The following is a 23,675-nucleotide window of genomic DNA, read 5'->3' as shown; positions in this document are numbered from 1 at the left end:
TATGAAGTTCAACAAAAGCAATGAAAGGGCACGCAATGGACGTCGAGCAGACGGCCCTGCCGGGGATCGGACTGCGGCACGAGTTCACCACCCAGTCCGGAAGGCGGATCGGCATCGTCTCGCACCGCAGCGGGCGCCGGGACCTGGTGATCTACGACAAGAACGATCCGGACCAGGCGTGCGAGGCGGTCAAGCTCAACGACGAAGAGGCCGACGCCCTGTGCGAACTGCTCGGCGCCCCGCGCATCGTGCAGCGGCTCAACGAGCTCCACCGGCAGGTCGAGGGCCTGGTCAGCGTGCAGTTGCCGATCAGCGACGGCGGGCCGTACGCGGGCCGTCCCATGGGCGACACCCAGATGCGCACCCGCACGGGATCCTCCATCGTGGCCGTCGCGCGCGACGGCCGGGTGGTGGCCAGTCCCGGCCCGGACTTCGTGTTCGCCGCCGGTGACGTGGTCGTGGTCGTGGGCACTCCCGAGGGCACCTCGGCCGCCGCCGACATCCTGGCCGCGGGGTAGGCCCGCGGGTGCACGCAGGGATCCTTCTTCTCGAACTCGGTGCCGTCATCCTCGGTCTCGGCGTGCTCGGCGCGCTGGCCCTGCGCGGCGGCATCTCCCCCATTCCCCTCTACCTGATCGCGGGCCTGGCCTTCGGCACCGGCGGCATCCTGCCGCTGGCCACCAGCGAGGAGTTCATCCAGGTCGGCGCCGAACTCGGCGTCATCATGCTGCTGCTCACGCTGGGCCTGGAGTACAACGCCGACGAGCTGGTCACCAGCCTGCGCGGCAACCTGCGCGGCGGCCTCGTGGACCTGGTGCTCAACGCCGCGCCGGGAGCGATCGCCGCTCTGCTGCTCGGCTGGGGCCCCGTCGCGGCCGTCGCGATGGCGGGCGTCACCTACGCCACCTCCTCCGGCATCACCGCGAAGGTCCTGTCCGACCTGGGCTGGATCGGCAACCGGGAGACGCCCGTCGTCCTGTCGCTCCTGGTCTTCGAGGATCTGACGATGGCGCTCTACCTGCCCATCCTCACCGCGCTGCTGGCCGGCGCGAGCCTGCTGAGCGGGGCGGTGACGGTGGCGATCGCGCTGGCGACCGTGAGCGTGGTGCTCGTCTTCGCCCTCCGGTACGGCAAGCTCATCGAACGCTTCGTGGCCAGCCCCAACTCCGAGGTCCTCCTTCTGAAGGTCGTCGGTCTGGCACTCCTGGTCGCCGGGATCGCCCAGCAGCTCCAGGTGTCGGCGGCCGTCGGCGCGTTCCTGGTGGGCATCGCGCTGTCGGGGGAGCTGGCCGAAGGCGCGCGGGCGTTGCTGGAGCCGCTGCGCGACCTGTTCGCCGCCGTGTTCTTCGTCTTCTTCGGCCTGCAGACCGACCCGGCGGCGATCCTCCCCGTGGCCGGGCTGGCCGCGGCGCTCGCCCTGGTCAGCATGGTCACCAAGCTCCTGACCGGCGCCTACGCCGCCCGCCGCGCGGGCATCGCCAAGGCCGGTCAGGCGCGGGCGGGCATCGCGCTGATCCCGAGGGGCGAGTTCAACATCGTCATCGCGGGGCTCGCGGTGGCCGCCGGGGTCCATCCGGACCTCGGGCCGCTGGCCGCCGCGTACGTGCTCATCCTGGCGGCCTTCGGCCCGCTGGCGGCCAAGGCGGTGCAGCCGCTGATCACCGCGATCGCCCGCCGTACCTGATCCCGGGTGGGGGCGGCTACTCGTCGCCCTCCACCCGCATCACGCTGGCCACCGCGCGGACGATGTCGAGCTTGCGCAGCCCCTCCATCGTGGCGGTGAGCGCGGCGTCGGTGGCGCGGTGGCTGACGATCACCAGCTGGGCGTCGTCGCCGTGGCCCTCCTGCCGCACCGTCTGGATGGAGACGTCGTGGCGGGCGAACTCCTCCGCCACCCTGGCCAGCACGCCCGGCTTGTCGGCGACGTCGAGCGCCACGTGGCACCGGGTCACGGTCTCGCCCATGGGATGCACGGTCAGCGAGGCGTACGTGGACTCCTCCGGGCCGCGCGCCCCAGCCAGCCGGTTTCTGGCCACGGCCACCAGGTCGCCCAGGACCGCGGAGGCGGTGGGCGCGCCGCCGGCGCCGGCGCCGTAGAACATGAGCTGACCGGCCGACTCCGCCTCGACGAACACCGCGTTGTACGCCTCGCGCACGCCCGCCAGCGGGTGGGTGCGCGGGATCATCGCCGGGTGGACCCGTACGCCGACGCTCCGGCCGTCGTCGGAACGTGCGCAGATGGCCAGGAGCTTAATGACGTACCCCATGGCCTTGGCCGAGGCGACGTCGGTGGCGGTGATCTCGGTGATGCCCTCGCGGTGCACCTGCTCGGCGGTCACCCGGCTGTGGAAGGCGAGACCGGCGAGGATCGCGGCCTTGGCGGCGGCGTCGAAGCCCTCGACGTCGGCGGTGGGGTCGGCCTCCGCGTAGCCGAGCGCCTGCGCCTCCTCCAGCGCGTCGTTGAACGACGCGCCCGTGGAGTCCATCTTGTCGAGGATGTAGTTGGTGGTGCCGTTGACGATGCCGAGCACGCGGTTGACGTGGTCGCCGGCCAGCGACTCGCGCAGCGGGCGCAGCAGCGGGATGGCCCCGGCCACGCTGGCCTCGAAGTAGAGGTCCCCGCCGCCGGCGCGGGCCGCCTCGTGGAGCGTGGAACCGTCCTCGGCCAGCAGCGCCTTGTTCGCGGTCACGACCGACTTGCCCTTGGACAGGGCGGCGACGATCAACGAGCGGGCGGGCTCGATGCCGCCGATGACCTCGACGACGATGTCGACGTCCGCACGGGTGACGAGGGCCTCGGCGTCGGTGGTGAGCAGCGCGGGGTCGACGTCCACCTCGCGTTTACGCCCCAGCCTGCGTACGGCGACGCCGGCCAGCTCCAGCGGCGCCCCGATCCGGGCGGCCAGGTCGTCGGCCTGCTCACGCATGAGCCTGATGACCTGCGAGCCGACGACGCCGCATCCCAGCAGCGCGACCTTCACAGTTGCCCCCTCAGCAGATCGTCCTCGGTCTCGCCCCGCACGATCACCCGGGAGGCGCCGTCGGCGACGGCGACCACGGCGGGCCTGGGCAGATAGTTGTAGTTGCTGGCCAGCGAACGGCAGTAGGCGCCGGTGGCGGCCACCGCGATGAGGTCGCCCGGCGCGAGGTCGGCCGGGAGGTAGAAGTCCCTGATGACGATGTCGCCGCTCTCGCAGTGCTTGCCGACCAGGCGGCTGAGCATGGGCGCCGCGGTGCTCTCGCGGTTGGCCAGCACCGCGGTGTACTCGGCGCCGTAGAGCGCGGTGCGCACGTTGTCGCTCATGCCGCCGTCGACGCTGACGTAGGTGCGGATGCCCTCGACGTCCTTGACGGTGCCGACCTCGTAGAGCGTGATGCCGCCGGGGCCGACGATGGTGCGGCCCGGCTCGACGGTGAGGTTGGGCACGGGCAGCCCTGCGCCGGTGCAGACCTTGGCGACGATCTCGCGCAGGCCGTCGGCCAGTTCCTTGATGTCGGGGGCCTCGTCGCCTTCGACGTAGGCGATGCCGTAGCCGCCGCCGAGGTCGAGCTCGGGCAGCACGACGCCGTGCTCATCCTTGATCCGCACGAGCAGGTCGGCCAGGCGGCGGGCGGCCACCTCGAAGCCGGCGGTGTCGACGATCTGCGAGCCGATGTGGGAGTGCAGGCCCACGAGTTCGAGCTGGGGCAGCGCCAGAATGCGGCGGACCGCCTCGGCGGCGGCGCCGGTGTTGAGCGACAGGCCGAACTTCTGGTCGTCGTGGGCGGTCGCGATGAACTCGTGGGTGTGCGCCTCGACGCCGGTGGTCACCCGGATCATGACCTTGGGCCGCTTGCCGAGCTCGTCGGCGAGGTAGCCGACCCTGGCGATCTCCTCGTAGGAGTCGACCACGATGTGCCCGACGCCGACCTCCAGGGCCCGGGTCAGCTCGGCGACGGACTTGTTGTTGCCGTGGAGCGTGATGCGCTCGGGCGGGAAGCCGACGCTGAGCGCGACGGCCAGCTCACCGCCGCTGGCCACGTCGAGGCCGAGCCCCTCGTCCCGCAACCACCGGACGATCTCCCTGCACAGGAACGCCTTCCCGGCGTAGTGCACGTCGGAACCGGCGAAGGCGGTGGCGTAGTCGCGCATGCGCGAGCGCACGTCGGCCTCGTCGACGACGTAGAGCGGAGTGCCGTGCTCGGCGGCGAGGTCACGCACGTCGATGCCGCCGACCGTGAGCGCGCCCTCGGTCCTGCTCGACGTTCGCGGCCAGATCGCGGGATTGATCCGGTTGAGGTCGGCGGGCGCCAGCGGCGGGCGCTCGTGGGGCAGCATCTCGGCGTGCCGGTCCCCTGCGGGATGGGCGAATCGACTCACCCAAAAGAGGCTATCGGAACGCGGGATCGCGCCGGACACCGTGCCCACCTGTCGAGACACGATGTGCAGGAAATTGTAGAGTTTTTACGCGTTTTCACGCCTTATGGAGTGAAATTTCAGATTCTGTCGGGTCCAGGAAGGACTTCCTGTACGGCCAGCGCCAGCCGCACCCGAGCGGTGTGCACCGGGGAGGCCGGTTCGTCCCCGACGGGCAGCGGTGCCGCGTGCTCATACGCGTCGTGGTAGGCCAGCGCGAGCCGTACCAGAAAGGCCGCCCACCCCGGCTCCGCGCTGACCCGGCGGCCGGGCAGCTCGGCCAGCACGCGCAGCACCGCACGATCCCGCGCCCCCGACAACCGCGCGGGCTCAAACCCACCAGACGCACCAAACCCACCAGACGCACCAAGCCCGCCAGACGCACCAGGAGCACCGGGTGCTCCAGGGACGCCGGACACTGCAGGGGCACCGGACGCTCCAAGGAGGCCGGGCGCTGCAGGGGCACCGGGCACTGCAGGAGCGCCGGGCACACCAGGGGCGCCAGGCATTCCAGGGGCGCCGGGCACTCCGAGGGCGGCGGCCTCGCGCGCCACGGCCACTGCTCTGGCGCGCGCATATTTCACGACAAATCCGGGGTTATCCCACGTCAGCGGCGTCTCCGGCCACCCCTGGTCCGCCACCGCGAAGACCTCGGCCAGCACGTCGGCGGGCTCGGGCAGGACGATGCGCAGCAGCCCGTTCGGCAGCGCCACCGCCCCGGGCACGGACGCGGCCAGCTCACCCGGGTCCACCCGGCGGCGCAGCGCGGCGGCCGACAGGTAGACCGCCTCCCGCGTCCAGTCGCCCTCGGGCGCGGGCGGCTCGCCGAGAAGCTCCGCGAGCTGCCCGGGTGTCATCAGATGAGCGCGTGGGGCTCGGCGGAGCCGTACTCGATGAGCTGGGCGGCCCCCAGCAGCCAGCGGTCCTCGTCGCGCACGCGCACGTAGCCGAAGCGGTCGGCGGAGAAGACCTTCACCCCGTCCGTACGGCACTGCCGCATGAGCACCTCGTCCCACCCTTCGGTCAGGTCGGGGAAGCCCAGCTCGCGCAGCGCGTTGCGACGGCCCAGCAGGGTCGCCCCGGCGATCTCCGGCGTGTAGGTGTACTCGGCGTCCGGCTGCTTCAGCAGCGTGGCCTGGGCGTTGCGCAGGTGGGCGTAGAAGGCGGCCTTGCCCACGATGTCGGCGGTGCCGAACAGGAAGGCGCGGCTGAGGTCGGACAGGTAGTGCATGCCGTAGACGTCGCGCGGGTCCATGACCGCGACCAGGTCGGCCTCACACAGGTCGAGCCCGTGGTTGAGCATGCCGCCCGTGGACACCGCCGGGTCGAGGTCGCGGAAGACGACCTCGGCATCCTTGATCACGTCGCGGGCGCGCTCCTCCGCGCCGGGCGGGCCGAACAGGATCAGCTGCGTGACCCCGCTCTGCCTGGCGACCTGGGCGAGCGCGTGCTCCAGCAGCGCCGCGTCGGTGACCGGCAGGATCACCGAGACGTTCAGCGTCGCGCGGGCGCTGGGCAGGCCGATGCGCTCCAGCAGCTCGTCGACCCGCTCGGTCATCGTGCCGCCCGCGTAGGCGCGGCGCAGCGCGGCGTGCGCGCGGCGGGAGTCGGGCTCCGGGCCGATCGAGGTGCCGCAGGCGGCGATCTCCGACAGCCGCCATGTCGGCGTTCCGGGCGGCACGTCCACGGCGGCCGGCCAGCGGTAGGACGTCAGCACGTCCGGATACGACAGGTGCGGCGGCAGCAACTGCTCCAGCGTGAGCACCCGGTCGACCCGGCCGCCCGACAGCGGCAGCGGGTTGTGCACCCTCGGCTGCACGCCGAACTGCAGCCGCGGCCAGCCGCTCGCCGTGTCGACGCTGAAGCGGTGCTCGAACAGGGCGGCGGCCGCGGCGAAGCCGGCGGGGTCGCCCTGGGTGTGCCAGAAGACCGTGCGGATGCCCCGCTCGGCGCACCAGGCCAGCAGCGCCCGCAGGCCCTCGCCCGGCTCGCCGGCGATCTCCTCGGCCCAGGGGCCCTCGGTGACCGACTCGACCACGAGCAGGTGGGGCACCTCCAGCGGCAGCACCCGGGCGAAGTCGCGCGGGGTGAAGCCGGTCGTCTGCCGCCACTCGTAGCGCAGCAGCGCCTCGGCGTGCGGGCCGGCGATGACGGCGGCCGTCAGGTGGGGGCGCGTGTTGGGGCCGGTCGGGATCCTGAACGGCTTCAGCCGGAACGAGGCGCCCTCTATCGTCCTGGTCGCGGCGGTGGCCTGGAAGGCGGCGCCGGGCCGCTCGGCCTTCTGGTCGGCGGCGGCGACCGGCTTGCGTTTGGGCGCGACCGGGCGCGGGGCGGCCTTGGCGGCGCCCTTGATGCCCTTGGCGAGCCGCACCGGGTTGGACTTGCCGGACTTCAGCGCGTCACCCAGCCGGTTCCAGCGGGCGACCTTGATGGAGGACAGCTTCCACTGCGCCACCTCGGCCTGATAGCGCTGCTCCGCCAGCTCCTTGCGCAGCCTCTCCGCGTCGGAACGCTCGTCGTCGAGCCGGTCCTCCAGCTCCGACACCTGCGCGGCCAGCGCCTTGGCCTCCTGCGCGCTCTGCTCGGCGGCGGCGAGCTTCGCCTGGGCCGTGTCCAGCAGCCGCGCCAGCTCGGCCGCGTGCTCGGCCTGGGCGACCGCATCCCTCAGCGCTTTTCGCGTGCTTTCCAGCTCCGTCATCGGCCTTCCTCCGGCAGGCCAACGACAAAGTTGGCTCGCTCGCTGCGCTCGCTCACGAGGCCAAAGGATACCCTTCAACCGGTAAGCGGCAGGAAGGGATGGATCCGGTGCAGTTCAATGTGCGGCCCTACGTCTGCGGAGCCCTCGGCCGGATCGACCCCGCCGTCGCGGCGAAGCTGGCCGCCGCCGGCCCGCGCTGCCGCCCCGCGCTCCAGACCGCCCACGCGGCGCTGTTCAGCACCGCCCCCCTGCCGCCCTACCACCGCTCCGAGGGCGAGTTCGCCTTCTCCTGGGGCGAGCGCAAGCCGCCGGCCGGGGACACGTGGATGTCGGTCGCCGAGACCTACGAGACGCCCGGTCTCATCGGCGCGGGCGAGCGGGTCACGCTGCACGCGGGCGCGCTCGGGCTGGTCGACGTCTATTACGTACGGCTCGGCGACGCCGTCTACTTCTCCTCCCTGATCGCCCCCCTGCTCTCGCTGGTCCCGGTCGAGATCGACTGGGACGCGTGGGCCTCGATCCTGCAGGTGACCTTCCCGCTCGGGGAGGCGACGCCGTACCGGCAGATCAGGCGGCTGCCCGGCTCCAGCGCGCTGGTGTTCACGGGCGAGCGGCTGGCCACCGAGCGGCGGCTGCCGCGCTGGCTGCGGCGCGAGCCGTACGAGGCCTGGGCCGGCGCGGACGAGATCCTGGAGATCCTGCACGAGGTCTACAAGGACTACGAGGGCCGGCGGCTGCTGGTCCCGGTCAGCGGCGGCTACGACTCGCGGCTGCTGGCCAGTGTGGCCGTGGCGCGCGGCTTCGACGTGGAGTCCTGGACGACCAGCCCGGACGATGGCACCGACACCGACATCTCCTTCGCCCGCGCGATCACCCGCGAGCTGGGCATCCCGCACCGCGTGGTCACCCAGGATCCCGGCGCCTATCCGGCCGACGCGCTGGAGGTGGCGCGCAGGCTCGAGTATCTGACGCCGCACCACGCCTGGTACGCGCCGTTCGCCAAGGAGGTGCACGGCGCCGGCCGCATCCTGGTGGACGGCCTGGCCGGCGGGCCGCTGCTGAAGAACTTCATGGTCAGCGGGGCGGCGCTGGAGGCCACCTCGCAGGCCGAGCGCTCGGCGGCGGTGCTGAGCTCGCTGTCGTTGGGCGCGCCGTCGCGGCCGTTCCTGTCGGAGCCGGCGGCGGCCTGGATGGCGCAGACCGTGGGCGAGCAGTTCGCCGAGTCCACCTCGATGCTCCACGGGCATCGGGCGGAGCTGCCGCTGTCGGTGCTGCACACGCGTACGGTGCGGGGCATCGCCCGTTCGGCGGTGAACCTGGTGGGGCCTGAGGCCTCGTTCGCGGCGCCGTTCATCCATCCGGAGTTCTTCGACGCGGCGCTGTCGGTGGGCGTGGCCCGCAAGGACAAGGGGCGCTTCTACCGCGAGCTGCTCCACGCGGCCAGCCCGCGCGTGGCCGCGCTGCCGTCCACGAACGTCGTCAAGCAGCCGCTTCAGCGGGTGCCGCTGCGCTCGACCGGGGCGCCGGCCCGCGCGTACTCGCACCGGATGCTGGCCACGGTGGCCGAGCGGGTGCCCGGCCTGCTGTCGGAGGACCTGCACGAGGTGATCGGCGGCGGGCCCGACGCGCTGACGCGGTTCAACGGCTGGAACGACCGGTTCTGGGTGCGCGGTCTGGTGCTGTTCGGCGCCTGGCTGCGCGATTACGGGCATGACCTGGGTGAACTGGAAGCGCCGTTCTAGCGAACGCTAAGTAACGTCGCGATTACACCGCGATCTCGTGGGTATTACATGCGGCACAGCACAAGCGGGTTCCGGAAGGCCGACGGGCTGGTAGTGTTCGGCCCGTAAGCGCCGCGAACAAGCGGGCACCGGGTCACAAATCCGGGCTCGCTAAGGGCATGGGGTTCGCAGGGATGACGACTCCAGGCGGCGCGGTCACCACAAAACGCCGGGGTATCCGGTGACTTCGTCCTGCCCACATCTCCTTCTGTGAGCGACACATGATCAACGCATCCCCAACACCTGAGCAGGTGCCCGAGACGTTCGTCTCGGAGGACCCGCACTGGTACAAGCGGGCTGTTTTCTATGAAGTCCTCGTCCGAGGTTTCAAGGACTCCAACGGCGACGGCACCGGAGACCTGCGCGGTCTGGTCGAGAAGCTCGACTACGTGCAGTGGCTCGGTGTCGACTGCCTTTGGCTGCTGCCCTTGTACGAGTCGCCGCTGCGCGATGGCGGATATGACATCTCCGACTACATGAAGATCCTTCCGGACTTCGGGGACCTCGGGGACTTCGTCCAGCTCATCGAGTCGGCGCACGCCCGTGGGCTACGCATCATCACCGACCTGGTGATGAACCACACCAGTGACCGGCATCCGTGGTTCCAGGCCTCCCGGCACGATCCCGAGGGGCCCTTCGGCGACTTCTACGTCTGGTCCGACGAACCCACCGGGTACCCCGACGCGCCGATCATCTTCATCGGCGCCGAGGAGTCCAACTGGACCTACGACCCGGTGCGCAAGCAGTACTACTGGCACCGCTTCTTCCACCACCAGCCGGACCTGAACTACGACAACCCGGCCGTCCAGGAGGCGATGCTGGAGGTCCTGCGCTTCTGGCTGGACCTGGGCATCGACGGCTTCCGCCTGGACGCGGTGCCGTACCTGTTCGAGCGCGAGGGCACGGGGTGCTCCGGCCTGCCGGAGACGCACGCCTACCTCAAGAAGGTGCGCGCCGAGGTGGACCGCCTCTACCCCGACCGCGTCCTGCTGGCCGAGGCCAACGGCTGGCCGGAGGACGTGGTGGAGTACTTCGGCGACCCCACCACCGGGGGTGACGAATGCCACATGGCCTTCCACTTCCCGCTGATGCCGCGCATCTACATGGCGGTCAAGAAGGAGGCCCGCGAGCCGATCTCCGAGATCATGTCGCGGACCCCCAAGCTGCCCGACAGCGCCCAGTGGGGCATCTTCCTCCGCAACCACGACGAGCTCACGCTCGAGACGGTGACCGAGGAAGAGCGCGACTACATGCACAACGAGTACGCCAAGGACCCGCGCATGCGCGCCTACCTCGGCATCCGGCGGCGCCTGGCGCCGCTGCTCGACAACGACCGCGACATGATCGAGCTCTTCCACGCCCTGCTGCTGTCGCTGCCCGGCTCGCCCGTCATGTACTACGGCGACGAGATCGGCATGGGCGACAACATCTGGCTGGAGGACCGCGACTCGGTCCGCACCCCGATGCAGTGGAGCCCCGACCGTAACGCCGGCTTCTCCAACGCCGACCCCGGGCGGCTCTACCTGCCCGCGGTGATGGACCCGATCTACGGCTACCAGGCGGTCAACGTCGAGGCGCAGCAGAAGCACGAGGGCTCACTGCTGCACTTCACGCGCCGCATGCTGCAGATCCGGCGCAACCACCCGGTCTTCGGCACCGGCGCGTACACCGAGATGTGGTCGTCGAACTCCAGCGTGCTGACGTTCGTCCGGGAAGAGGGCGACGACCTCATGCTGTGCGTGAACAACCTGTCGAAGTTCCCGCAGCCGGTCGAGCTCGACCTGCGCCGCTTCAAGGGCATGACCCCGGTGGAGGCGCGCGGCGGCGTGCCGTTCCCGCAGATCGGCGACCTGCCGTACCTGCTGACACTGCCGGGCCACGGCTTCTACTGGTTCGCCCTGAAACACATGTGATCGCTCAGCGGGCGGTGACGGGTACTTGGGCCCGTGCCGCCCGTCTGGCGGGGATCAGTGCCACCGCCAGCGCCGCGCCCACCGCCACCAGCACCGCGAGCACGAGTGTGGTGGCCGAGGGCGGGCGGCCGATGCCGGCGCCCACGCCGCTGGTGTGACCCTGCAGGTCGATCAGGCCCGTCACCACCGACGCGCCCACGGCGGTGCCCGCGAGCACGCCCAGGATCACCAGCAGCCCGGTCCCGGTCACCAGCGTGGCCATGAGCTGACGCGGGGTCAGGCCCATCGCCTTCAGCACCGCCAGGTCGAGCGCGTGGTCGCGCAGTCCGAGCGCGCTGGCGGTCAGCAGGTTCGCCAGGCCGATCAGCGACAGCACGAAGATGAGCGCCACGATCAGCACCCGGATGACCGTCAGCCGCTCGGCCGGGTTCACCACGCGCTGCACGTCGAGCCCCTCGCCGGAGACGGCGAGCAGCCGCGTGCGCACCTCCCCCGCGTCCGCGCCGTCCTTCAGCACCAGCGCGTAGAACTCCGGCGGCACCGTGTCCTTGGCCGCGAGGCTGTCCAGGCCGACCGAGAGCACCTCGCCGTCCAGGTCGGGCTCCACGGTCCTGCCGACGATGCGCACGATGAGCGGCGAGTCGCCGACCGTCAGCCGCACCCGGTCGCCGATCTTGGCCCGCAGCAGGTCGAGCAGCCCCTGCCCGGCGACGGCCTCGCCGGGCTGGGCGTACATGCGGCCCTCCACCACCGGGAAGGGGTACGGCTGCGCCGAGTTGCCGATCGCCCGCACCCGCACCGACCTGGCCTGGCCCGGGGCCAGGGCGTTGACGTCGGCGCCCTGGTAGACGGTGGCCACGCCGCGGTCGGCCTTGGCCAGGCGCTCCGCCGAGGCCGACTCCAGCTTGCCGGGACGGACGTGGAGGGCGGCGTGCTGGCCGACCTGGGCGGGGTTGCGCTGGAAGTTGTCGAGGGTGGACCACACACCCAGGCCGATGGTGATCATCATCATGGGTACGGCCAGGCCGAACACGGTCATGAACGCGGGCACGCGGCGGGTGAACGCGTCGCGGGTGCCCAGGACGAGGGCGGGCGGGAGCCGTACCAGAAGGGCCAGGCGCGCCAGACGTGACAGGTGGCCCCGTGGCGGCGCGGAGGGGGCGGCGGGGATCGGCGGGGTGCGCCCGCCGCGCCAGGCGGGCAGGCCGACGGCGGCCAGCACGACCAGGGCGGTGCCCGCGACGATGAGCAGCACAGGCGCCGGGGCGATCGCCGAGGGGCCGAGCACGACGGCGATCACCGCCACGCCGGCGACGGTGCCGAGCGCGACGCCGACCAGGCCGAGCGCCCCGTGTTCGACCATGAGGAGGCCGGACACCTGCGCCCGGGTGAACCCCATGGACTTCAGCGTCGCCAGGTCACGCAGCTGGCCGAGCACCCGGCCACCGGCGGCGTTGGCCAGCGCCAGCGCGGCGGCGACCAGCCCCACGACGCCGAACAACGCCAGCAGCGTGCCCAGGAGCCGGTTGTCGAGCTCCATGGCGGCCCTGACCTGCCGCCAGGTGTAGACCCGCTGGAGCTTGTCCTCCAGCATGACCACGACCCGCTGGGAGACGACCTGGGTGGCCTCGGGGTCGGTCAGGCGCAGGCCGGTCACGTACTCGCTGCGGCCCAGCGCGGGCTCGATGCGGTCGAGCAGGTCGGGCAGCACCCAGGCCAGGCCGGGCGTCCACTCGGGGTAGAAGCCCTGCTCGGCGGTGTCGGCGATGCCGCGGACGTAGAGCGTGTGGCGGGCGCCGCTGAGCGCGGTCACGGTGACCGGCGCGCCGAGCCGCAGCCCCAGCTCACGCGCGAACGAGCGCTCGACCACGACGCCGTCGAGCTGGCCCTGGTCGAGCCAGCGGCCCTCGGCCACGACCGGGTGCGCCACCTCGGGCGCCGCGGCGGGCAGCGCGCGCAGCGCCGCGGGCTCCTTCTTGCCGTCCTGCACGACGCTCACGGGCGCCGAGCGGTACGGCCCGGCCACCTGCGTGACCCCGTCGATCTCGCGCAGCCTGACCGCCTGGGGGACCTCCTGGGTGTGGATCCACACGTGGGCGCCGTCGGTCTGGGAGAACAGGCTGCGCCAGGGGTTGGTGCCCTCCTCCAGCAGCGTGGCGGCGGTGATCAGCGCGGCGACGATCCCGGCGACGGCCAGGACGGTCAGGACGGCCTGCCCGCGCCTGGCCCGCAGGTCCGCCCTGACCCATCGGTTGCCGGCGTGTCTCATGGTCGCGCCTCCGGCGCGACGGCCAGAACGCTCACCTGAGCTCGATGACCTCTCCGGCGTTGCCCGTGCGGCGCCTGGCGATCCGGCCGTCGTCGACGATCTCGCCGTCGAGCAGGGACACCACGCGGTCGGCGAGGCTGGCGACGCGGGCGTCGTGGGTGACCATGACGATCGTCTGGCCGTCCTTGTGCACCTGCCCGAGCAGGCGCAGCACGTCGCGCGTGTTGCGGCTGTCGAGGTTGCCCGTGGGCTCGTCGGCCAGCAGCACCGTGGGCTGGTTGGCCAGGGCCCTGGCCAGCGCGACCCGCTGCTGCTCGCCGCCGGACAGCTGGCCGGGCGCGGCGTCGGCGCGCTCGGCGAGGTTGAGCGCGCCGAGCAGCTCCTCCCTGCGCTCGCGGGCCTCGCCGGGCGTGGCCCCTGCCAGCAGGGCGGGCAGTTCGACGTTGTCGGCGACGGTCATGCTGGCGACCAGGTTGAAGAACTGGAAGACGAAGCCGATCTGGCGGCGCCGCAGCACCGCCCACGCCGACTCCGACAGCGTGTCCACGCGCTTGCCGCCGAGCCAGATCTCGCCGCTGGTGCGGGTGTCGAGCCCGCCCAGCATGTGCACGAGCGTCGACTTCCCCGACCCGGACGGGCCCATGATGACGACGAACTCGCCCTCGTCCACCTGCAGGTCCACACCGCGTACGGCGGGCACGGGCACCCCGCCGTTCGAGTAGATCTTGACCAGGTTGACGGTTTTCACAAGGGTCATATCAGGTCCTCCTGGCAGCGCTGCAGCCAGTCGAGGTCGGCCTGCAGGTGCAGCATGGCTCCCTCGATCAGCAGCGTAGCGACCCGGTTGGCCGGGTCCGTACGCTCCAGGAGGTCGTTGAGGTCGCGCATCAGCGCGAGATAGTGCCGGCGCTGGCGGCTGATCAGCGCCATCTGGTCGGAGATCCCGGTGAGCGGCGCGAGCACGAGCTTCATGAAGAACTCGTCGCGCACGCGCGGGCCCTCGGTCGGCTCGTCCACCCATTGCGTCAGGGCCTCCCGGCCCTCCGCGGTCAGATAGTAGACCTTCTTGTTGGGCCGATTGGACTGCTCGACGTCAACCGCCCTGACCAGCCCGTCCTTCTCCAGCCGGCCGAGTGTCACATAGATCTGGCCGATGTTGGGAGAGGGGTAGGCGCTGCCGAAGGTCAGCTCCAGGGCCTGTTTGAGCTCATACCCATGGGCAGGCTCCTTGGCCAGGAGCGCCAACAGGTGCAGCCGCACTGCCCCACCTCCCGTACGTTACGCATGCGTTACGGAGATAACCGTTGACCATCAGATTACAGGTGTGCATAACATGAATGCATCTACCTAACACGTATGTAATCCTAGAAACGTGGAGGTAACAACGTGCGTCGTTTGATGCCGGTGCTGCTTGCCGCTCTGCTGACGGCAGGATGCGCCGCGTCCGGCGACGACGGCGGCGGCGAGCCGGAGACGGGCGGGATCGGCCCGATCACCTTCGCCGTCGGGCGCGAGGGCACGACGTACTTGCAGCCACTGCTGGATCGCTGGAACCAGGCCCACCCGGCCGAGAAGGTGACGCTGATCGAGCTGCCAGAAGCGGCGGACGAACAGCGTGCCCAAATGGTCTCCAACCTTCAGGCACGCAGCGACAGGTATGACGTGCTCGTCCTGGACGTCGTGTGGACCGCGGAGTTCGCGGACAACGGCTGGATCATCCCCTTGGAGCGCGGGGCCTTCCCGCTCGACAAGTTCCTGCCGCCGGTCGTGGACACAGCGGTGTACAACGGCAAGCTCTGGGCAGTGCCGTACACGAGCAATGCGGGTTTGTTGTTTTACCGCTCTGACCTGGTGAAAAAGCCGCCCAAGACCTGGGCGGACCTCCGGCGGCGGGCGCTTGATGTAACGAAAAAACACAATATTGGTGGCTATGCCGGGCAGTTCCTTGCGTACGAGGGGCTGACCGTGAACTTCTCCGAGGCCGTGGGCGGGCAGATCCTCAGCACCGACGGCCAGGAGGTGACGCTCGACAGCGCCAAGGCCAAGGCCGCTCTCGGCTTCCTCGCCCAGGGACTTCGCGAGGGCTGGATCCCGGACGACGCGCTGTCGTACAAGGAAGAGGAGTCGCGGCTCGCCTTCCAGAACGGCGACCTGGCCTTCGCCCGCAACTGGCCGCACGCCTACGGCTCCGCCAAGGCCCAGCTCGGCGACCGGTTCGCGGTCACCAGGCTGCCGGGCCAGAACGGGCCGGGCACCAGTGCCCTGGGCGGCCAGAACCTGGCCGTCAGCGCCTACTCCAGGCATCCGAAGACCGCCCGCGACTTCATCCACTACTTCACCAGCATGGAGACCCAGCGCCGGGTCCTGTCGGAAGGCTCCTTCCCGCCGGTGTGGACCGAGCTCTACGACGACCCCGAGCTGATCGAGCAGTTCCCTTATCTCCCGGTGCTCAAAGAGAGCATCCTGGCCGCCAAGCCGCGGCCGGTCAGCGCCAACTACAACCAGCTGAGCCTGGTGATCGCCAGTTCGGTCGCCAAGGCGCTCAGCCCGCCGTTCCCCGAGCCGAGCGACGCGGTCGTGGACTCGTTGAAGGCGGATCTGACGGAGTCATTGTCGACTCAGTGAGGCAAGACATGAGAAAGACAGCCATCGTCCTGGCAGGGCTCGCGGTCGCGGTCTCGGCCTGTGGCAACGCGCCGACGACCACCCCCACGCAGCCCGCCGGCACCGGCGCCGCCACCTCCGGCGGCGCGAAGCCCCTCCAGGGCCAGAAGATCGAAGTCGCCGCCAAGTGGACCAGCGACGAGGAGAAGTCCTTCCGCCAGGTGCTGAAGGCCTTCTCCGACAAGACCGGCGCCGAGGTGACCTACGCCTCCACCGGTGAGGACACCGGCGCGTACCTCGGCCCGCGCATCAAGGGCGGCAGCCCGCCCGACATCGCGATCCTGCCCCAGCCGGGCCTGGTCCAGCAGTACTCCGACGACAAGGCGCTCAAGCCCCTCACGCCCGAGGTCATCAGCCAGATCGACACGAACTACACCCCGTACTGGAAGGAGCTCGGCTCCGCGGGCGGCCAGGTGTACGGCGTGATGGTGAAGGCCGCGCACAAGTCGCTGGTGTGGTACCGCACGGCCACCTTCGAGGAGGCCGGCGTCCAGCCGCCCACCAACTGGGACGAGCTGCTCAAGGCCGCGCAGACCATCGCCGACTCCGGCACCGCTCCCTTCTCCTTCTGCGGCGCCTCCGGCTGGACCCTGACCGACCTGTTCGAGAACGTCTACCTCAGCAGCGCCGGCCCGGAGAACTACGACAAGCTCTCCAAGCACGAGATCCCGTGGACCGACCCCTCCGTCACCACGGCGCTGGAGAAGATGGCGCAGATCATGACCAAGAAGGAGTTCGTCCTCGACGGCAACTCCGGCGCCCTGCAGACGCAGTTCCCCGACTGCGTCACCAAGGTCTACGACCAGAAGAAGGCCGCCATGATCATCGAGGCGGACTTCGTGGCCACTCCGGTCGCCCAGTCCGGCGAGAAGGTCGGCGAGGGCGCCAAGACCTTCCCCTTCCCCAAGGTCGGCGAGACCAGCCCGGTCGTGCTCGGCGGCGACATCGCGGTCGCGCTCAAGGACACCCCCGGCGCCATGGCGCTGCTGGAGTTCCTGGCCTCCAAGGAAGGCGGCGAGATCTGGGCGAAGCTGCCCGGCTACCTGTCGCCCAACAAGAACGTCTCCCCCGACAACTACCCGGACGAGCTGACCAAGCAGCTCGGCCAGACCATCGTCTCGGCCGGTGACGCCGTCCGCTACGACATGTCCGACCTCGCCCCCAGCGCCTTCGGCGCCACCGACGGCAAGGGCGAGTGGAAGGTCCTGCAGGACTTCCTGCGCAACCCCGCCGACGTCAAGGGCGCTCAGGCGAAGCTCGAAGAAGAAGCCAAGAAGGCCTGGAAGTAGAGAGGTTAGGCCGTGACCGAACGGTTGGACGGCCCGCAGGCCCCGTCGCAGGACGGGGCCGCCTCCTCACGGGCTGACACCCCCAAGAAATTCCGCCTCGGCCCTTCCCCCACGATCGCCGTCGTCTTCTTGCTGCCGGCCGCGATCCTGCTGGGAATCTGGGTGGTCTACCCGATCGTCTACTCGATCTTCCGCAGCCTCTTCGACGCCTCGGGCAGCGTGTTCGTGGGCGTGGAGAACTTCACCACGATCTTCACCGACCGCGGCACGCTGGTCACCATCAGGAACAACCTGATCTGGGTGATCGTCGCGCCGATCCTGGTCACCGTGCTCGGCCTGCTCTTCGCGGTGCTGACCGAGCGCATCAAGTGGTCCACGGCGTTCAAGCTGATCGTCTTCATGCCGATGGCGGTCTCGCTGATGGCCGCCGGCGTCATCTTCCGCCTGGTCTACGAGCAGGACCCCGACAAGGGCCTGGCCAACGCGGTGCTCACCACCGTGAACGACACGTTCTCCTCCAGCCGGGGCTACCCGGACGCCCGCCCCCGCGAGGGCGACGCCTCTCCGGTCGCGGCCAAGGACGGCGGGGTCGCCACCAAGCAGCCCGCGCAGGCGGGCCAGCCGGTGCTCATCCCGCTGGTCGGCATCAAGGCCAACACGATGCCCACCAACGCCGCCCCCGCGCTCGCCAGCCCGCCGCCGGGCGCGCTGTCCGGGACGGTCTGGTTCGACTTCACCCCGGGCGGCCAGGGCACGAGCGGCGCCGTCGATCCCCAGGAGAAGGGCCTGCCCGGCCTGACCGTCGAGGCGGTCAAGGACGGCCAGGTCGCCGCGACGACCACCACCGCCGACAACGGATCCTTCCGTTTCGACGGGCTGGCCGCCGGCTCCTATGAGGTACGGCTCCCGCAGACCAACTTCACCGCCCCCTACCGCGGCCTGAACTGGCTCGGCGAAGCCCTCATCACCCCCGCGATCATCGGCGCGTTCGTCTGGGTCTGGGCCGGATTCGCGATGGTCCTCATCTCGGCCGGACTCGCGGCCATCCCGCGCGACGCCCTGGAGGCCGCACGCATCGACGGAGCCACGGAGTGGCAGGTGTTCCGCAGGATCACCATCCCGCTCCTGTCCCCGGTGCTGCTGGTCGTCTTCGTGACGATGATCATCAATACCTTGAAGGTGTTCGACCTGGTCTTCATCATCGCGCCGGCCTCGGTGCAGCCACAGTCGAACGTGATCGCGCTGGAGATGTGGCGCGTGTCGTTCGGCGGCGGCAACAACCAGGGCCTGGGCAGCGCGCTGGCGGTCTTCCTTCTGATCCTGGTCCTGCCCTTCATGATCATGAATGTCCGCAGGTTCAGAAGGGAGGAGCGCTGATGGCCACGGCGACCGCCACCGTTGAGCGGAGTGCCCAGGCGGGCGCCCCCAAGCGCGGGCTGCTCGGCCGGGGCGTGGACAAGGTGGGCGGCGGCGCCGTCCAGGTCGTGATGATCCTGATCGGCCTGTTCTGGCTGGTCCCGACGCTCGGCCTGCTGGTCGTGTCGATGCGCTCGGTCGCGGTCAACAACGCCGAGGGCTGGTGGACGATCTTCACCAAGCCCGCGGAACTCACCCTGGCCAACTACTCCAACCTGCTGGCCACCGGGTTCACCGCGTCGTTCTGGAACACCATCGCCATCACGGTGCCGACCACGGTCCTGGTCATCGGCATCGCGGCCATGGCCGCCTACGCGTTCGCGTGGATGGAGTTCCCCGGCCGCGACCTGCTGTTCCTCGTCGTCGTCGGCCTGCTCATCGTCCCCATCCAGGTCGCGCTCATCCCGATCGCCTCGTTCTACGGCAGCACCGGGATGTTCGGCTCGATCCCCAGCGTGGTGCTGTTCCACGTGGCCTTCGGCCTGCCGTTCGCGATCTTCCTGCTGCGCAACTTCTTCGTCGGCATCCCGGCGTCGTTGCTTGAGGCGGCGCGGATGGACGGGGCGCCGGAATGGAAGATCTTCGTCAGCATCGTCTTCCCCCTGGGCAAGCCGGCGATCGCCTCGCTGGGCATCTTCCAGTTCCTCTGGGTCTGGAACGACATGCTCATCGCCCTGGTCTTCGCCAACCCCGACTCCCAGCCGATGACCAAGGCCCTGCAGTCCCAGATGCGACAGTTCGGCAACAACATCGACATCCTGTCGTCAGGCGCCTTCCTGTCGCTGATCATCCCACTGATCCTCTTCTTCGCCTTCCAGCGCTACTTCGTGCAGGGCATGATGGCGGGTTCGGTCAAGTAGGGCTCTCCCCTGGGATCCGGGCCACCCGGATCCCAGGTGTGTGATCGTTTTGGTACCGCTTGTGCCCGCGTTTGCGGCGCAAGCCGTACCAGAGCTGGATAGGCTCAACGGCCATGGCAGGTCGTCCCCTGAACGAAGTCGTCGAGGCCGGTTGGGCCGCGGCGCTTGAGCCCGTTTCCGAGCGAATCTCCACCATGGGTGAGTTCCTCCGCAAGGAGATCGCCGAAGGCCGGCAATACCTCCCCGCGGGCGCGCACGTGCTGCGCGCCTTCAGCCAGCCCTTCGACGAGGTCAAGGTGCTGATCGTGGGCCAGGATCCCTATCCCACCCCGGGCCACCCCATCGGGCTGTCGTTCTCGGTCGCGGCCGACGTACGCCCGCTGCCGGGCAGCCTGCTCAACATCTACAAGGAGATGGAGAGCGACCTCGGCCTGCCCAGGCCCGCCAACGGCGATCTGACGCCGTGGGCCGAGCAGGGTGTGCTCCTGCTCAACAGGGTCCTGACCGTGATGCCGGGCAAGCCCGCCTCCCACCGCGGCAAGGGCTGGGAGGAGGTCACCGAGCAGGCCATTCGCGCTCTGGTCGCGCGTAGTAAGCCGATGGTGGCCATTCTGTGGGGCCGCGACGCCCGCAACCTCGCCCCGATGCTGGGTGACGTGCCGCGGATCGAGTCCGCGCACCCGTCTCCGCTCTCGGCGCGCAGCGGCTTCTTCGGCTCGCGGCCGTTCAGCCGCGCCAACGAGCTGCTGGTCCAGCAGGGCGCGGCGCCCGTGGAGTGGAAGCTCCCCTAACGCACCACGGCGAGGGCGCGCTTGCGCCGCCAGACGTTGTCGACGGCCAGTGCGCCGCCCTCGCTGAACGCGATCACCAGGCTGGCCGCGGCCAGCGTGAGGACGAACTCGTAGCCGCCCTTGTCGACGGCGAAGCCGTTCTGGAAGTGAACCAGGACGATGGCGCCGAGCATGTCGACGGCGAGCAGCGTGCCGACGACGGGCAGGGCCGCGCCCACGATGAGGGCGACGCCACCCCCCACCTCCAGGATCGCGACCAGCGGCGCGGCCACGCCGGGAAGCGGGACGCCGAGCGACTCGAAGAAGCCGGTCACGCCCGGGATCCCCATGACGGTGAACTTCTGCAGGCCGTGCACGAGGAACACGGCCCCGAGCACCACACGTCCGATCAGCAGGGAGAACGGCCGAATTTTTTCGATCATGTGAAGTCTCCTTTCCGGTCGTGGTCAAGCCTTCCGGTCCAGGCCGGGTGGCGGGACGGGCGCATGGTTGGTCTCCGATCATCCAAAAGGATGATCCGGGCACCGCACGCTCCTGGTACCAAGAAGGGATGAGCGTGCTTTCCCTGCGGCAGCCGATGACCTTCGAGGACGGTTTCCCGCGAGTCGTCCACCTGGGCTTTTATCTCACGATGGCGGCTTGTACCGTACGGATGCTCTCCTACGGCGGCGGCGTGTCGCAGCTCGACGTGATCAGGCTCGTCGCGGTGGCCGCTTTCTGCTCCCTTTATGCCGGCGGAGTCGCGTGGGCCAAGCCGGGACGGCAGCAGGTCGCCTGGGTGGGCGCCATGATCGTCGCCTGGACGCCGCTCACGCTGACCACGCCATGCTTCAGCTGGTCGGCGATCCCGCTGTTCTTCCTTGTGCTCATCGTGCTGCCGATGCGGCTGGCCGTACCCCTGGTGGGATATCTCGCGGCGGTCGCCGCGGTCGTCGGCGAGTTCCACGCGCGCACCAACTGGGACCCCGCCCCGCTCGTCGCGCCGATCGCGATCGCCACGATGAGCATGTTCAACTACCGCCGCCTCCACCACGAGAACGTCCGCCGCCAGGAGCTCATCGACGACCTCATGCGGGCGCGGGACGCGCTCGCGGAGTCCGAGCGCGCCGCCGGCGTCCTCCAGGAGCGGGTACGGCTCTCGCGCGAGATCCACGACACGCTCGCACAGGGCCTGTCCAGCATGCACATGCTGCTCAACGCCGCCGACCAGGAATGGGACGCCGACAACGGCAAGGCCCACGCCCACGTGCGCCAGGCCGCGGTGGCCGCCCGCGAGAACCTCGCAGAAGCCAGGCGCTTCGTCCACGACCTGGCCCCGCCCGCCCTCGACGAACGTTCCCTCCCCGAAGCCCTCCGCAAGGTCGCCGACACCGTCCAGGTACGCGTGGAAGGCACACCACGCAAGCTCGACCCGGGCGTGGAGGGCGAACTCCTGCGCATCGCCCAGGGCGCCCTCGCCAACGCCGCCCAGCACGCCCGCGCCGGCACCGTCGTGGTCACGCTCACCTATCTGCCCGACACCGTCACCCTCGACGTCATGGACGACGGCGTCGGCTTCGACCCCGCCAGCCCCACCTCCGGCCGGGGCCGGGGCTACGGCCTGAAGGCCATCCGCCAGCGCGCCGAGTCACTCGGCGGCACGGCGACCGTGGACAGCGTGCCCGGCGAGGGCACCGTGGTGGCCGTGAAGGTGTACGCATGAGGATCCTGCTGGTCGACGACCACCCCGTGGTGCGGGCGGGCCTGGCCGCGATGCTCGCCGCACAGGAGGACTTCACCGTCGCCGGTGAAGCCGCCGACGGAGAGGAAGCGGTACGGCAGAGCGCCTACCTGGCCCCCGACCTCGTCCTCATGGACCTCCAGATGGGCGAGGGCATCGACGGCCTGGAGGCCACCCGGCAGATCGCCGCCCTGCCGGGGGCGCCCAAGGTGGTCGTGCTCACCACGTACGACTCCGACGCCGACATCCTGCGTGCCCTCGAAGCCGGTGCCGTCGGCTACCTGCTGAAGGAGTCGCCCCCCGAAGAGCTGTTCGCGGCCCTGCGCACCGCCGCGAGCGGCGAGACCGCCCTGTCGCCGCCCGTGGCGTCCCGGCTGGCCCAGCGCTTCCGCAGCCCCCAGCTCGCGCTCAGCCAGCGGGAGATCGAGATCCTCGAACTTCTGGCGGCCGGCCGTTCCAACCGTGAGATCAGCAAGGCCATGTTCATCAGCGAGGCCACCGTCAAGACGCATCTCGCCCACGTCTACGACAAGCTGGGCGTCGACAGCAGAACCGCGGCCGTCCGGTGCGCCGTGGAGCGGCGCCTGATCCGGCTGTAACCCGTAGAGTCAGCTCCATGAGTGATGAAGGTAAGTTCCTGCGTCTCACGGTCGAGCTGACCGTGGAGGTGCTCGACGTTGACGCGCTGCAGGCCGCGGCGCTGGGCGAGATCCGCCATGAGGACGCCGACCTCACCGACGAGGAGCGCAAGGAGCAGGCCGAGCTGGTCAACGCCGACGAGACCGGGGCCACGGCGCTGCAATGGCTGATCGAGCCGGACCACGTGCTGTCGCTGGTCAACCACATCGACGAGGTTGAGCCGCGGGAAGCCGTGCTGGGCGTGGAGCCGTCGGACGGGCTGAGTGAGGACGAGGAAGAGCACGACCACGAGCACTGAGCACACCCCGGGGAGCCGCCACTCACCAACGACCAGCGGCTCCCCACCACCCCCTTCCAGAGCTCTTCCCCACCCGACCCTCGGCCGCCCACCCCGGCACCTCCGGCTCACCCGCACCCGACCCCCGTCCCTCCCGCGCCGGGCTCTTCCTCCCCCGGGATTCCCATCCCCGCTTCACCCGCTTCCCTCCCTCCTACGCAGGGCTCTTCCCCCGGGCATCATGCGGCCGGGTACCACCCGGGTGCCGTCGAGAAGGTCTGGCGTTTGTAGGATCGGGAGCCTTCGGGCATGGCCGAGTTCGTGGGAGGTTGGTTCGTGATCGTCGCATTCTCCATCACGCCGCTGGGAGTGGGCGAAGGCGTCGCTGAGCCGGTGGCCCGTGCGGTCAAGGTGGTACGGGAGAGCGGACTCCCCAACCGGACAGACGCGATGTTCACCACGATCGAGGGCGAGTGGGACGAGGTGATGGCGGTCATCAAGCAGGCCGTCGACGCGGTGAAGGAAGTCGCGCCCCGGGTGAGCATCGTGCTGAAGGCCGACATCCGCGAAGGCGTCACCGACGGAATGACCAGCAAACTGGACTCCCTCGAACGCCACCTGGACTGAACCTCCCCGACACCGTCGACCGGTGTGATCCCGCTGGCCGGTTGAGGTCCTTGGCCGGCCGGTGGTCCTTGGCCGTCTGGAGCCCGTTTTGGCTCGGGTTGGGGTTCTCGGCTGGCTGGAGCCCGTTGGCCCGGGTTGGGGTTCTTGGCTTGCTGGTGGTTCCTGGCCAGGTTGGGGGTCTTGGCTGGTTGGGGTTGACGGGGGTGGTGGATCTGGTCATATATATCCGGCTTTCCGAGGTATTCGGGGTTTTCTCGCTGCGCTGAGCGTGCTAGAAATCGCGAATGCGGACTCCCCTGGCGGTTCCGATCGTCATCGGAGCCTTCGCGCTGGCG

At 70.1% G+C, this 23,675-nt stretch carries 21 protein-coding genes; 13 read left to right on the top strand and 8 right to left on the bottom strand.

Annotated features, from left to right (window positions below):
* The first annotated feature begins 35 nt into the window (after positions 1-35).
* Positions 36-518, top strand: coding sequence for a cation:proton antiporter regulatory subunit (locus ACIBI5_RS32295; RefSeq protein WP_397252511.1), 483 nt, complete (start codon positions 36-38; stop codon positions 516-518).
* Between the two features lie 8 nt (positions 519-526).
* Positions 527-1,684, top strand: coding sequence for a cation:proton antiporter (locus tag ACIBI5_RS32290; protein WP_379609071.1), 1,158 nt, complete (start codon positions 527-529; stop codon positions 1,682-1,684).
* A gap of 16 nt (positions 1,685-1,700) precedes the next feature.
* On the opposite strand, the gene ACIBI5_RS32285 is transcribed toward ACIBI5_RS32290, so the two are convergent.
* The 4 genes from ACIBI5_RS32285 to ACIBI5_RS32270 all read right to left on the bottom strand — a co-directional run bounded on the left by ACIBI5_RS32285 (position 1,701) and on the right by ACIBI5_RS32270 (position 7,094).
* Complete coding sequence (locus ACIBI5_RS32285) at positions 1,701-2,981, bottom strand: homoserine dehydrogenase (RefSeq protein WP_397252510.1); 1,281 nt, start codon at positions 2,979-2,981, stop codon at positions 1,701-1,703.
* Positions 2,978-4,360 (bottom strand): diaminopimelate decarboxylase, encoded by a 1,383-nt coding sequence (gene lysA, locus ACIBI5_RS32280; RefSeq protein ID WP_397252509.1) that lies wholly within the window; start codon positions 4,358-4,360, stop codon positions 2,978-2,980. The genes ACIBI5_RS32285 and lysA overlap by 4 nt, the downstream gene beginning before the upstream one ends.
* Positions 4,361-4,476: 116 nt before the next feature.
* Positions 4,477-5,253, bottom strand: a complete 777-nt coding sequence (locus tag ACIBI5_RS32275; RefSeq protein ID WP_397252508.1) for an anticodon-binding protein — start codon at positions 5,251-5,253, stop codon at positions 4,477-4,479.
* Positions 5,253-7,094: a hypothetical protein gene (locus ACIBI5_RS32270; protein ID WP_397252507.1), complete on the bottom strand. Its 1,842-nt coding sequence runs from the start codon at positions 7,092-7,094 to the stop codon at positions 5,253-5,255. The genes ACIBI5_RS32275 and ACIBI5_RS32270 overlap by 1 nt, the downstream gene beginning before the upstream one ends.
* 98 nt (positions 7,095-7,192) lie before the next feature.
* Between ACIBI5_RS32270 and ACIBI5_RS32265 the strand changes: the two genes are divergently transcribed.
* Positions 7,193-8,836, top strand: a complete 1,644-nt coding sequence (locus tag ACIBI5_RS32265) for an asparagine synthetase B family protein (RefSeq protein ID WP_397252506.1) — start codon at positions 7,193-7,195, stop codon at positions 8,834-8,836.
* A gap of 260 nt (positions 8,837-9,096) precedes the next feature.
* A complete protein-coding gene (gene treS, locus ACIBI5_RS32260) occupies positions 9,097-10,788 on the top strand; it encodes a maltose alpha-D-glucosyltransferase (protein ID WP_397252505.1) in 1,692 nt (563 codons plus the stop codon).
* 4 nt (positions 10,789-10,792) lie between these two features.
* Here treS and ACIBI5_RS32255 read toward each other — a convergent pair whose 3' ends face one another.
* From ACIBI5_RS32255 to ACIBI5_RS32245, 3 genes are read right to left on the bottom strand one after another with little or no spacing between them, the layout of a single operon-like run.
* A complete protein-coding gene (locus tag ACIBI5_RS32255; protein WP_397252504.1) occupies positions 10,793-13,057 on the bottom strand; it encodes an ABC transporter permease in 2,265 nt (754 codons plus the stop codon).
* Positions 13,058-13,088: 31 nt separating this feature from the next.
* A complete protein-coding gene (locus ACIBI5_RS32250; protein WP_397252503.1) occupies positions 13,089-13,814 on the bottom strand; it encodes an ABC transporter ATP-binding protein in 726 nt (241 codons plus the stop codon).
* Positions 13,811-14,317: a PadR family transcriptional regulator gene (locus tag ACIBI5_RS32245; RefSeq protein ID WP_184966027.1), complete on the bottom strand. Its 507-nt coding sequence runs from the start codon at positions 14,315-14,317 to the stop codon at positions 13,811-13,813. The genes ACIBI5_RS32250 and ACIBI5_RS32245 overlap by 4 nt, the downstream gene beginning before the upstream one ends.
* A gap of 126 nt (positions 14,318-14,443) precedes the next feature.
* On the opposite strand from ACIBI5_RS32245, the gene ACIBI5_RS32240 reads away from it, so the two are divergent.
* From ACIBI5_RS32240 to ACIBI5_RS32220, 5 genes are all read left to right on the top strand, one after another.
* Positions 14,444-15,682 (top strand): ABC transporter substrate-binding protein, encoded by a 1,239-nt coding sequence (locus ACIBI5_RS32240; protein WP_397252502.1) that lies wholly within the window; start codon positions 14,444-14,446, stop codon positions 15,680-15,682.
* A gap of 8 nt (positions 15,683-15,690) precedes the next feature.
* Complete coding sequence (locus tag ACIBI5_RS32235; RefSeq protein ID WP_397252501.1) at positions 15,691-17,010, top strand: ABC transporter substrate-binding protein; 1,320 nt, start codon at positions 15,691-15,693, stop codon at positions 17,008-17,010.
* 12 nt (positions 17,011-17,022) lie between these two features.
* A complete protein-coding gene (locus ACIBI5_RS32230) occupies positions 17,023-18,387 on the top strand; it encodes an ABC transporter permease subunit (protein WP_397252500.1) in 1,365 nt (454 codons plus the stop codon).
* Complete coding sequence (locus tag ACIBI5_RS32225) at positions 18,387-19,286, top strand: carbohydrate ABC transporter permease (protein ID WP_397252499.1); 900 nt, start codon at positions 18,387-18,389, stop codon at positions 19,284-19,286. The genes ACIBI5_RS32230 and ACIBI5_RS32225 overlap by 1 nt, the downstream gene beginning before the upstream one ends.
* 113 nt (positions 19,287-19,399) lie before the next feature.
* Positions 19,400-20,077 (top strand): uracil-DNA glycosylase, encoded by a 678-nt coding sequence (locus ACIBI5_RS32220; protein WP_184966034.1) that lies wholly within the window; start codon positions 19,400-19,402, stop codon positions 20,075-20,077.
* On the opposite strand, the gene ACIBI5_RS32215 is transcribed toward ACIBI5_RS32220, so the two are convergent.
* Complete coding sequence (locus ACIBI5_RS32215; RefSeq protein ID WP_397252498.1) at positions 20,074-20,499, bottom strand: DoxX family protein; 426 nt, start codon at positions 20,497-20,499, stop codon at positions 20,074-20,076. The genes ACIBI5_RS32220 and ACIBI5_RS32215 overlap by 4 nt on opposite strands.
* A gap of 128 nt (positions 20,500-20,627) precedes the next feature.
* Between ACIBI5_RS32215 and ACIBI5_RS32210 the strand changes: the two genes are divergently transcribed.
* The 4 genes from ACIBI5_RS32210 to ACIBI5_RS32195 all read left to right on the top strand — a co-directional run bounded on the left by ACIBI5_RS32210 (position 20,628) and on the right by ACIBI5_RS32195 (position 23,340).
* The gene (locus tag ACIBI5_RS32210; protein ID WP_397252497.1) at positions 20,628-21,779 is read left to right on the top strand and encodes a sensor histidine kinase; all 1,152 of its coding nucleotides are present in this window, start codon (positions 20,628-20,630) and stop codon (positions 21,777-21,779) included.
* A complete protein-coding gene (locus tag ACIBI5_RS32205) occupies positions 21,776-22,396 on the top strand; it encodes a response regulator (protein ID WP_397252496.1) in 621 nt (206 codons plus the stop codon). The genes ACIBI5_RS32210 and ACIBI5_RS32205 overlap by 4 nt, the downstream gene beginning before the upstream one ends.
* A 17-nt stretch (positions 22,397-22,413) precedes the next feature.
* On the top strand, positions 22,414-22,734 hold the full coding sequence (locus ACIBI5_RS32200) for a hypothetical protein (RefSeq protein WP_184966041.1): 321 nt from the start codon (positions 22,414-22,416) through the stop codon (positions 22,732-22,734).
* Positions 22,735-23,049: 315 nt separating this feature from the next.
* The gene (locus ACIBI5_RS32195) at positions 23,050-23,340 is read left to right on the top strand and encodes an MTH1187 family thiamine-binding protein (RefSeq protein WP_379609351.1); all 291 of its coding nucleotides are present in this window, start codon (positions 23,050-23,052) and stop codon (positions 23,338-23,340) included.
* Positions 23,341-23,675: the final 335 nt, after the last annotated feature.

Source organism: Nonomuraea sp. NPDC050540, from assembly GCF_044457485.1.
In the GTDB taxonomy this organism is placed as follows: Bacteria; Actinomycetota; Actinomycetes; order Streptosporangiales; family Streptosporangiaceae; genus Nonomuraea.
Note: the sequence above shows the minus strand (reverse complement) of the source record. Positions and strands in the feature narration are given on the sequence as shown.

Bases quoted from the DNA above. Each gene is read 5' to 3' on its own strand.
- ACIBI5_RS32205 (WP_397252496.1), top strand. From the start codon at position 21,776: ATGAGGATCCTGCTGGTCGACGACCACCCCGTGGTGCGGGCGGGCCTG.
- ACIBI5_RS32270 (WP_397252507.1), bottom strand. From the start codon at position 7,094: ATGACGGAGCTGGAAAGCACGCGAAAAGCGCTGAGGGATGCGGTCGCC.
- ACIBI5_RS32275 (WP_397252508.1), bottom strand. From the start codon at position 5,253: ATGACACCCGGGCAGCTCGCGGAGCTTCTCGGCGAGCCGCCCGCGCCC.
- ACIBI5_RS32220 (WP_184966034.1), top strand. From the start codon at position 19,400: ATGGCAGGTCGTCCCCTGAACGAAGTCGTCGAGGCCGGTTGGGCCGCG.
- ACIBI5_RS32265 (WP_397252506.1), top strand. From the start codon at position 7,193: ATGGATCCGGTGCAGTTCAATGTGCGGCCCTACGTCTGCGGAGCCCTC.
- ACIBI5_RS32225 (WP_397252499.1), top strand. From the start codon at position 18,387: ATGGCCACGGCGACCGCCACCGTTGAGCGGAGTGCCCAGGCGGGCGCC.
- ACIBI5_RS32295 (WP_397252511.1), top strand. From the start codon at position 36: ATGGACGTCGAGCAGACGGCCCTGCCGGGGATCGGACTGCGGCACGAG.
- ACIBI5_RS32200 (WP_184966041.1), top strand. From the start codon at position 22,414: ATGAGTGATGAAGGTAAGTTCCTGCGTCTCACGGTCGAGCTGACCGTG.
- treS (WP_397252505.1), top strand. From the start codon at position 9,097: ATGATCAACGCATCCCCAACACCTGAGCAGGTGCCCGAGACGTTCGTC.
- ACIBI5_RS32235 (WP_397252501.1), top strand. From the start codon at position 15,691: ATGAGAAAGACAGCCATCGTCCTGGCAGGGCTCGCGGTCGCGGTCTCG.
- ACIBI5_RS32250 (WP_397252503.1), bottom strand. From the start codon at position 13,814: ATGACCCTTGTGAAAACCGTCAACCTGGTCAAGATCTACTCGAACGGC.
- ACIBI5_RS32210 (WP_397252497.1), top strand. From the start codon at position 20,628: ATGAGCGTGCTTTCCCTGCGGCAGCCGATGACCTTCGAGGACGGTTTC.
- ACIBI5_RS32215 (WP_397252498.1), bottom strand. From the start codon at position 20,499: ATGATCGAAAAAATTCGGCCGTTCTCCCTGCTGATCGGACGTGTGGTG.
- ACIBI5_RS32255 (WP_397252504.1), bottom strand. From the start codon at position 13,057: ATGAGACACGCCGGCAACCGATGGGTCAGGGCGGACCTGCGGGCCAGG.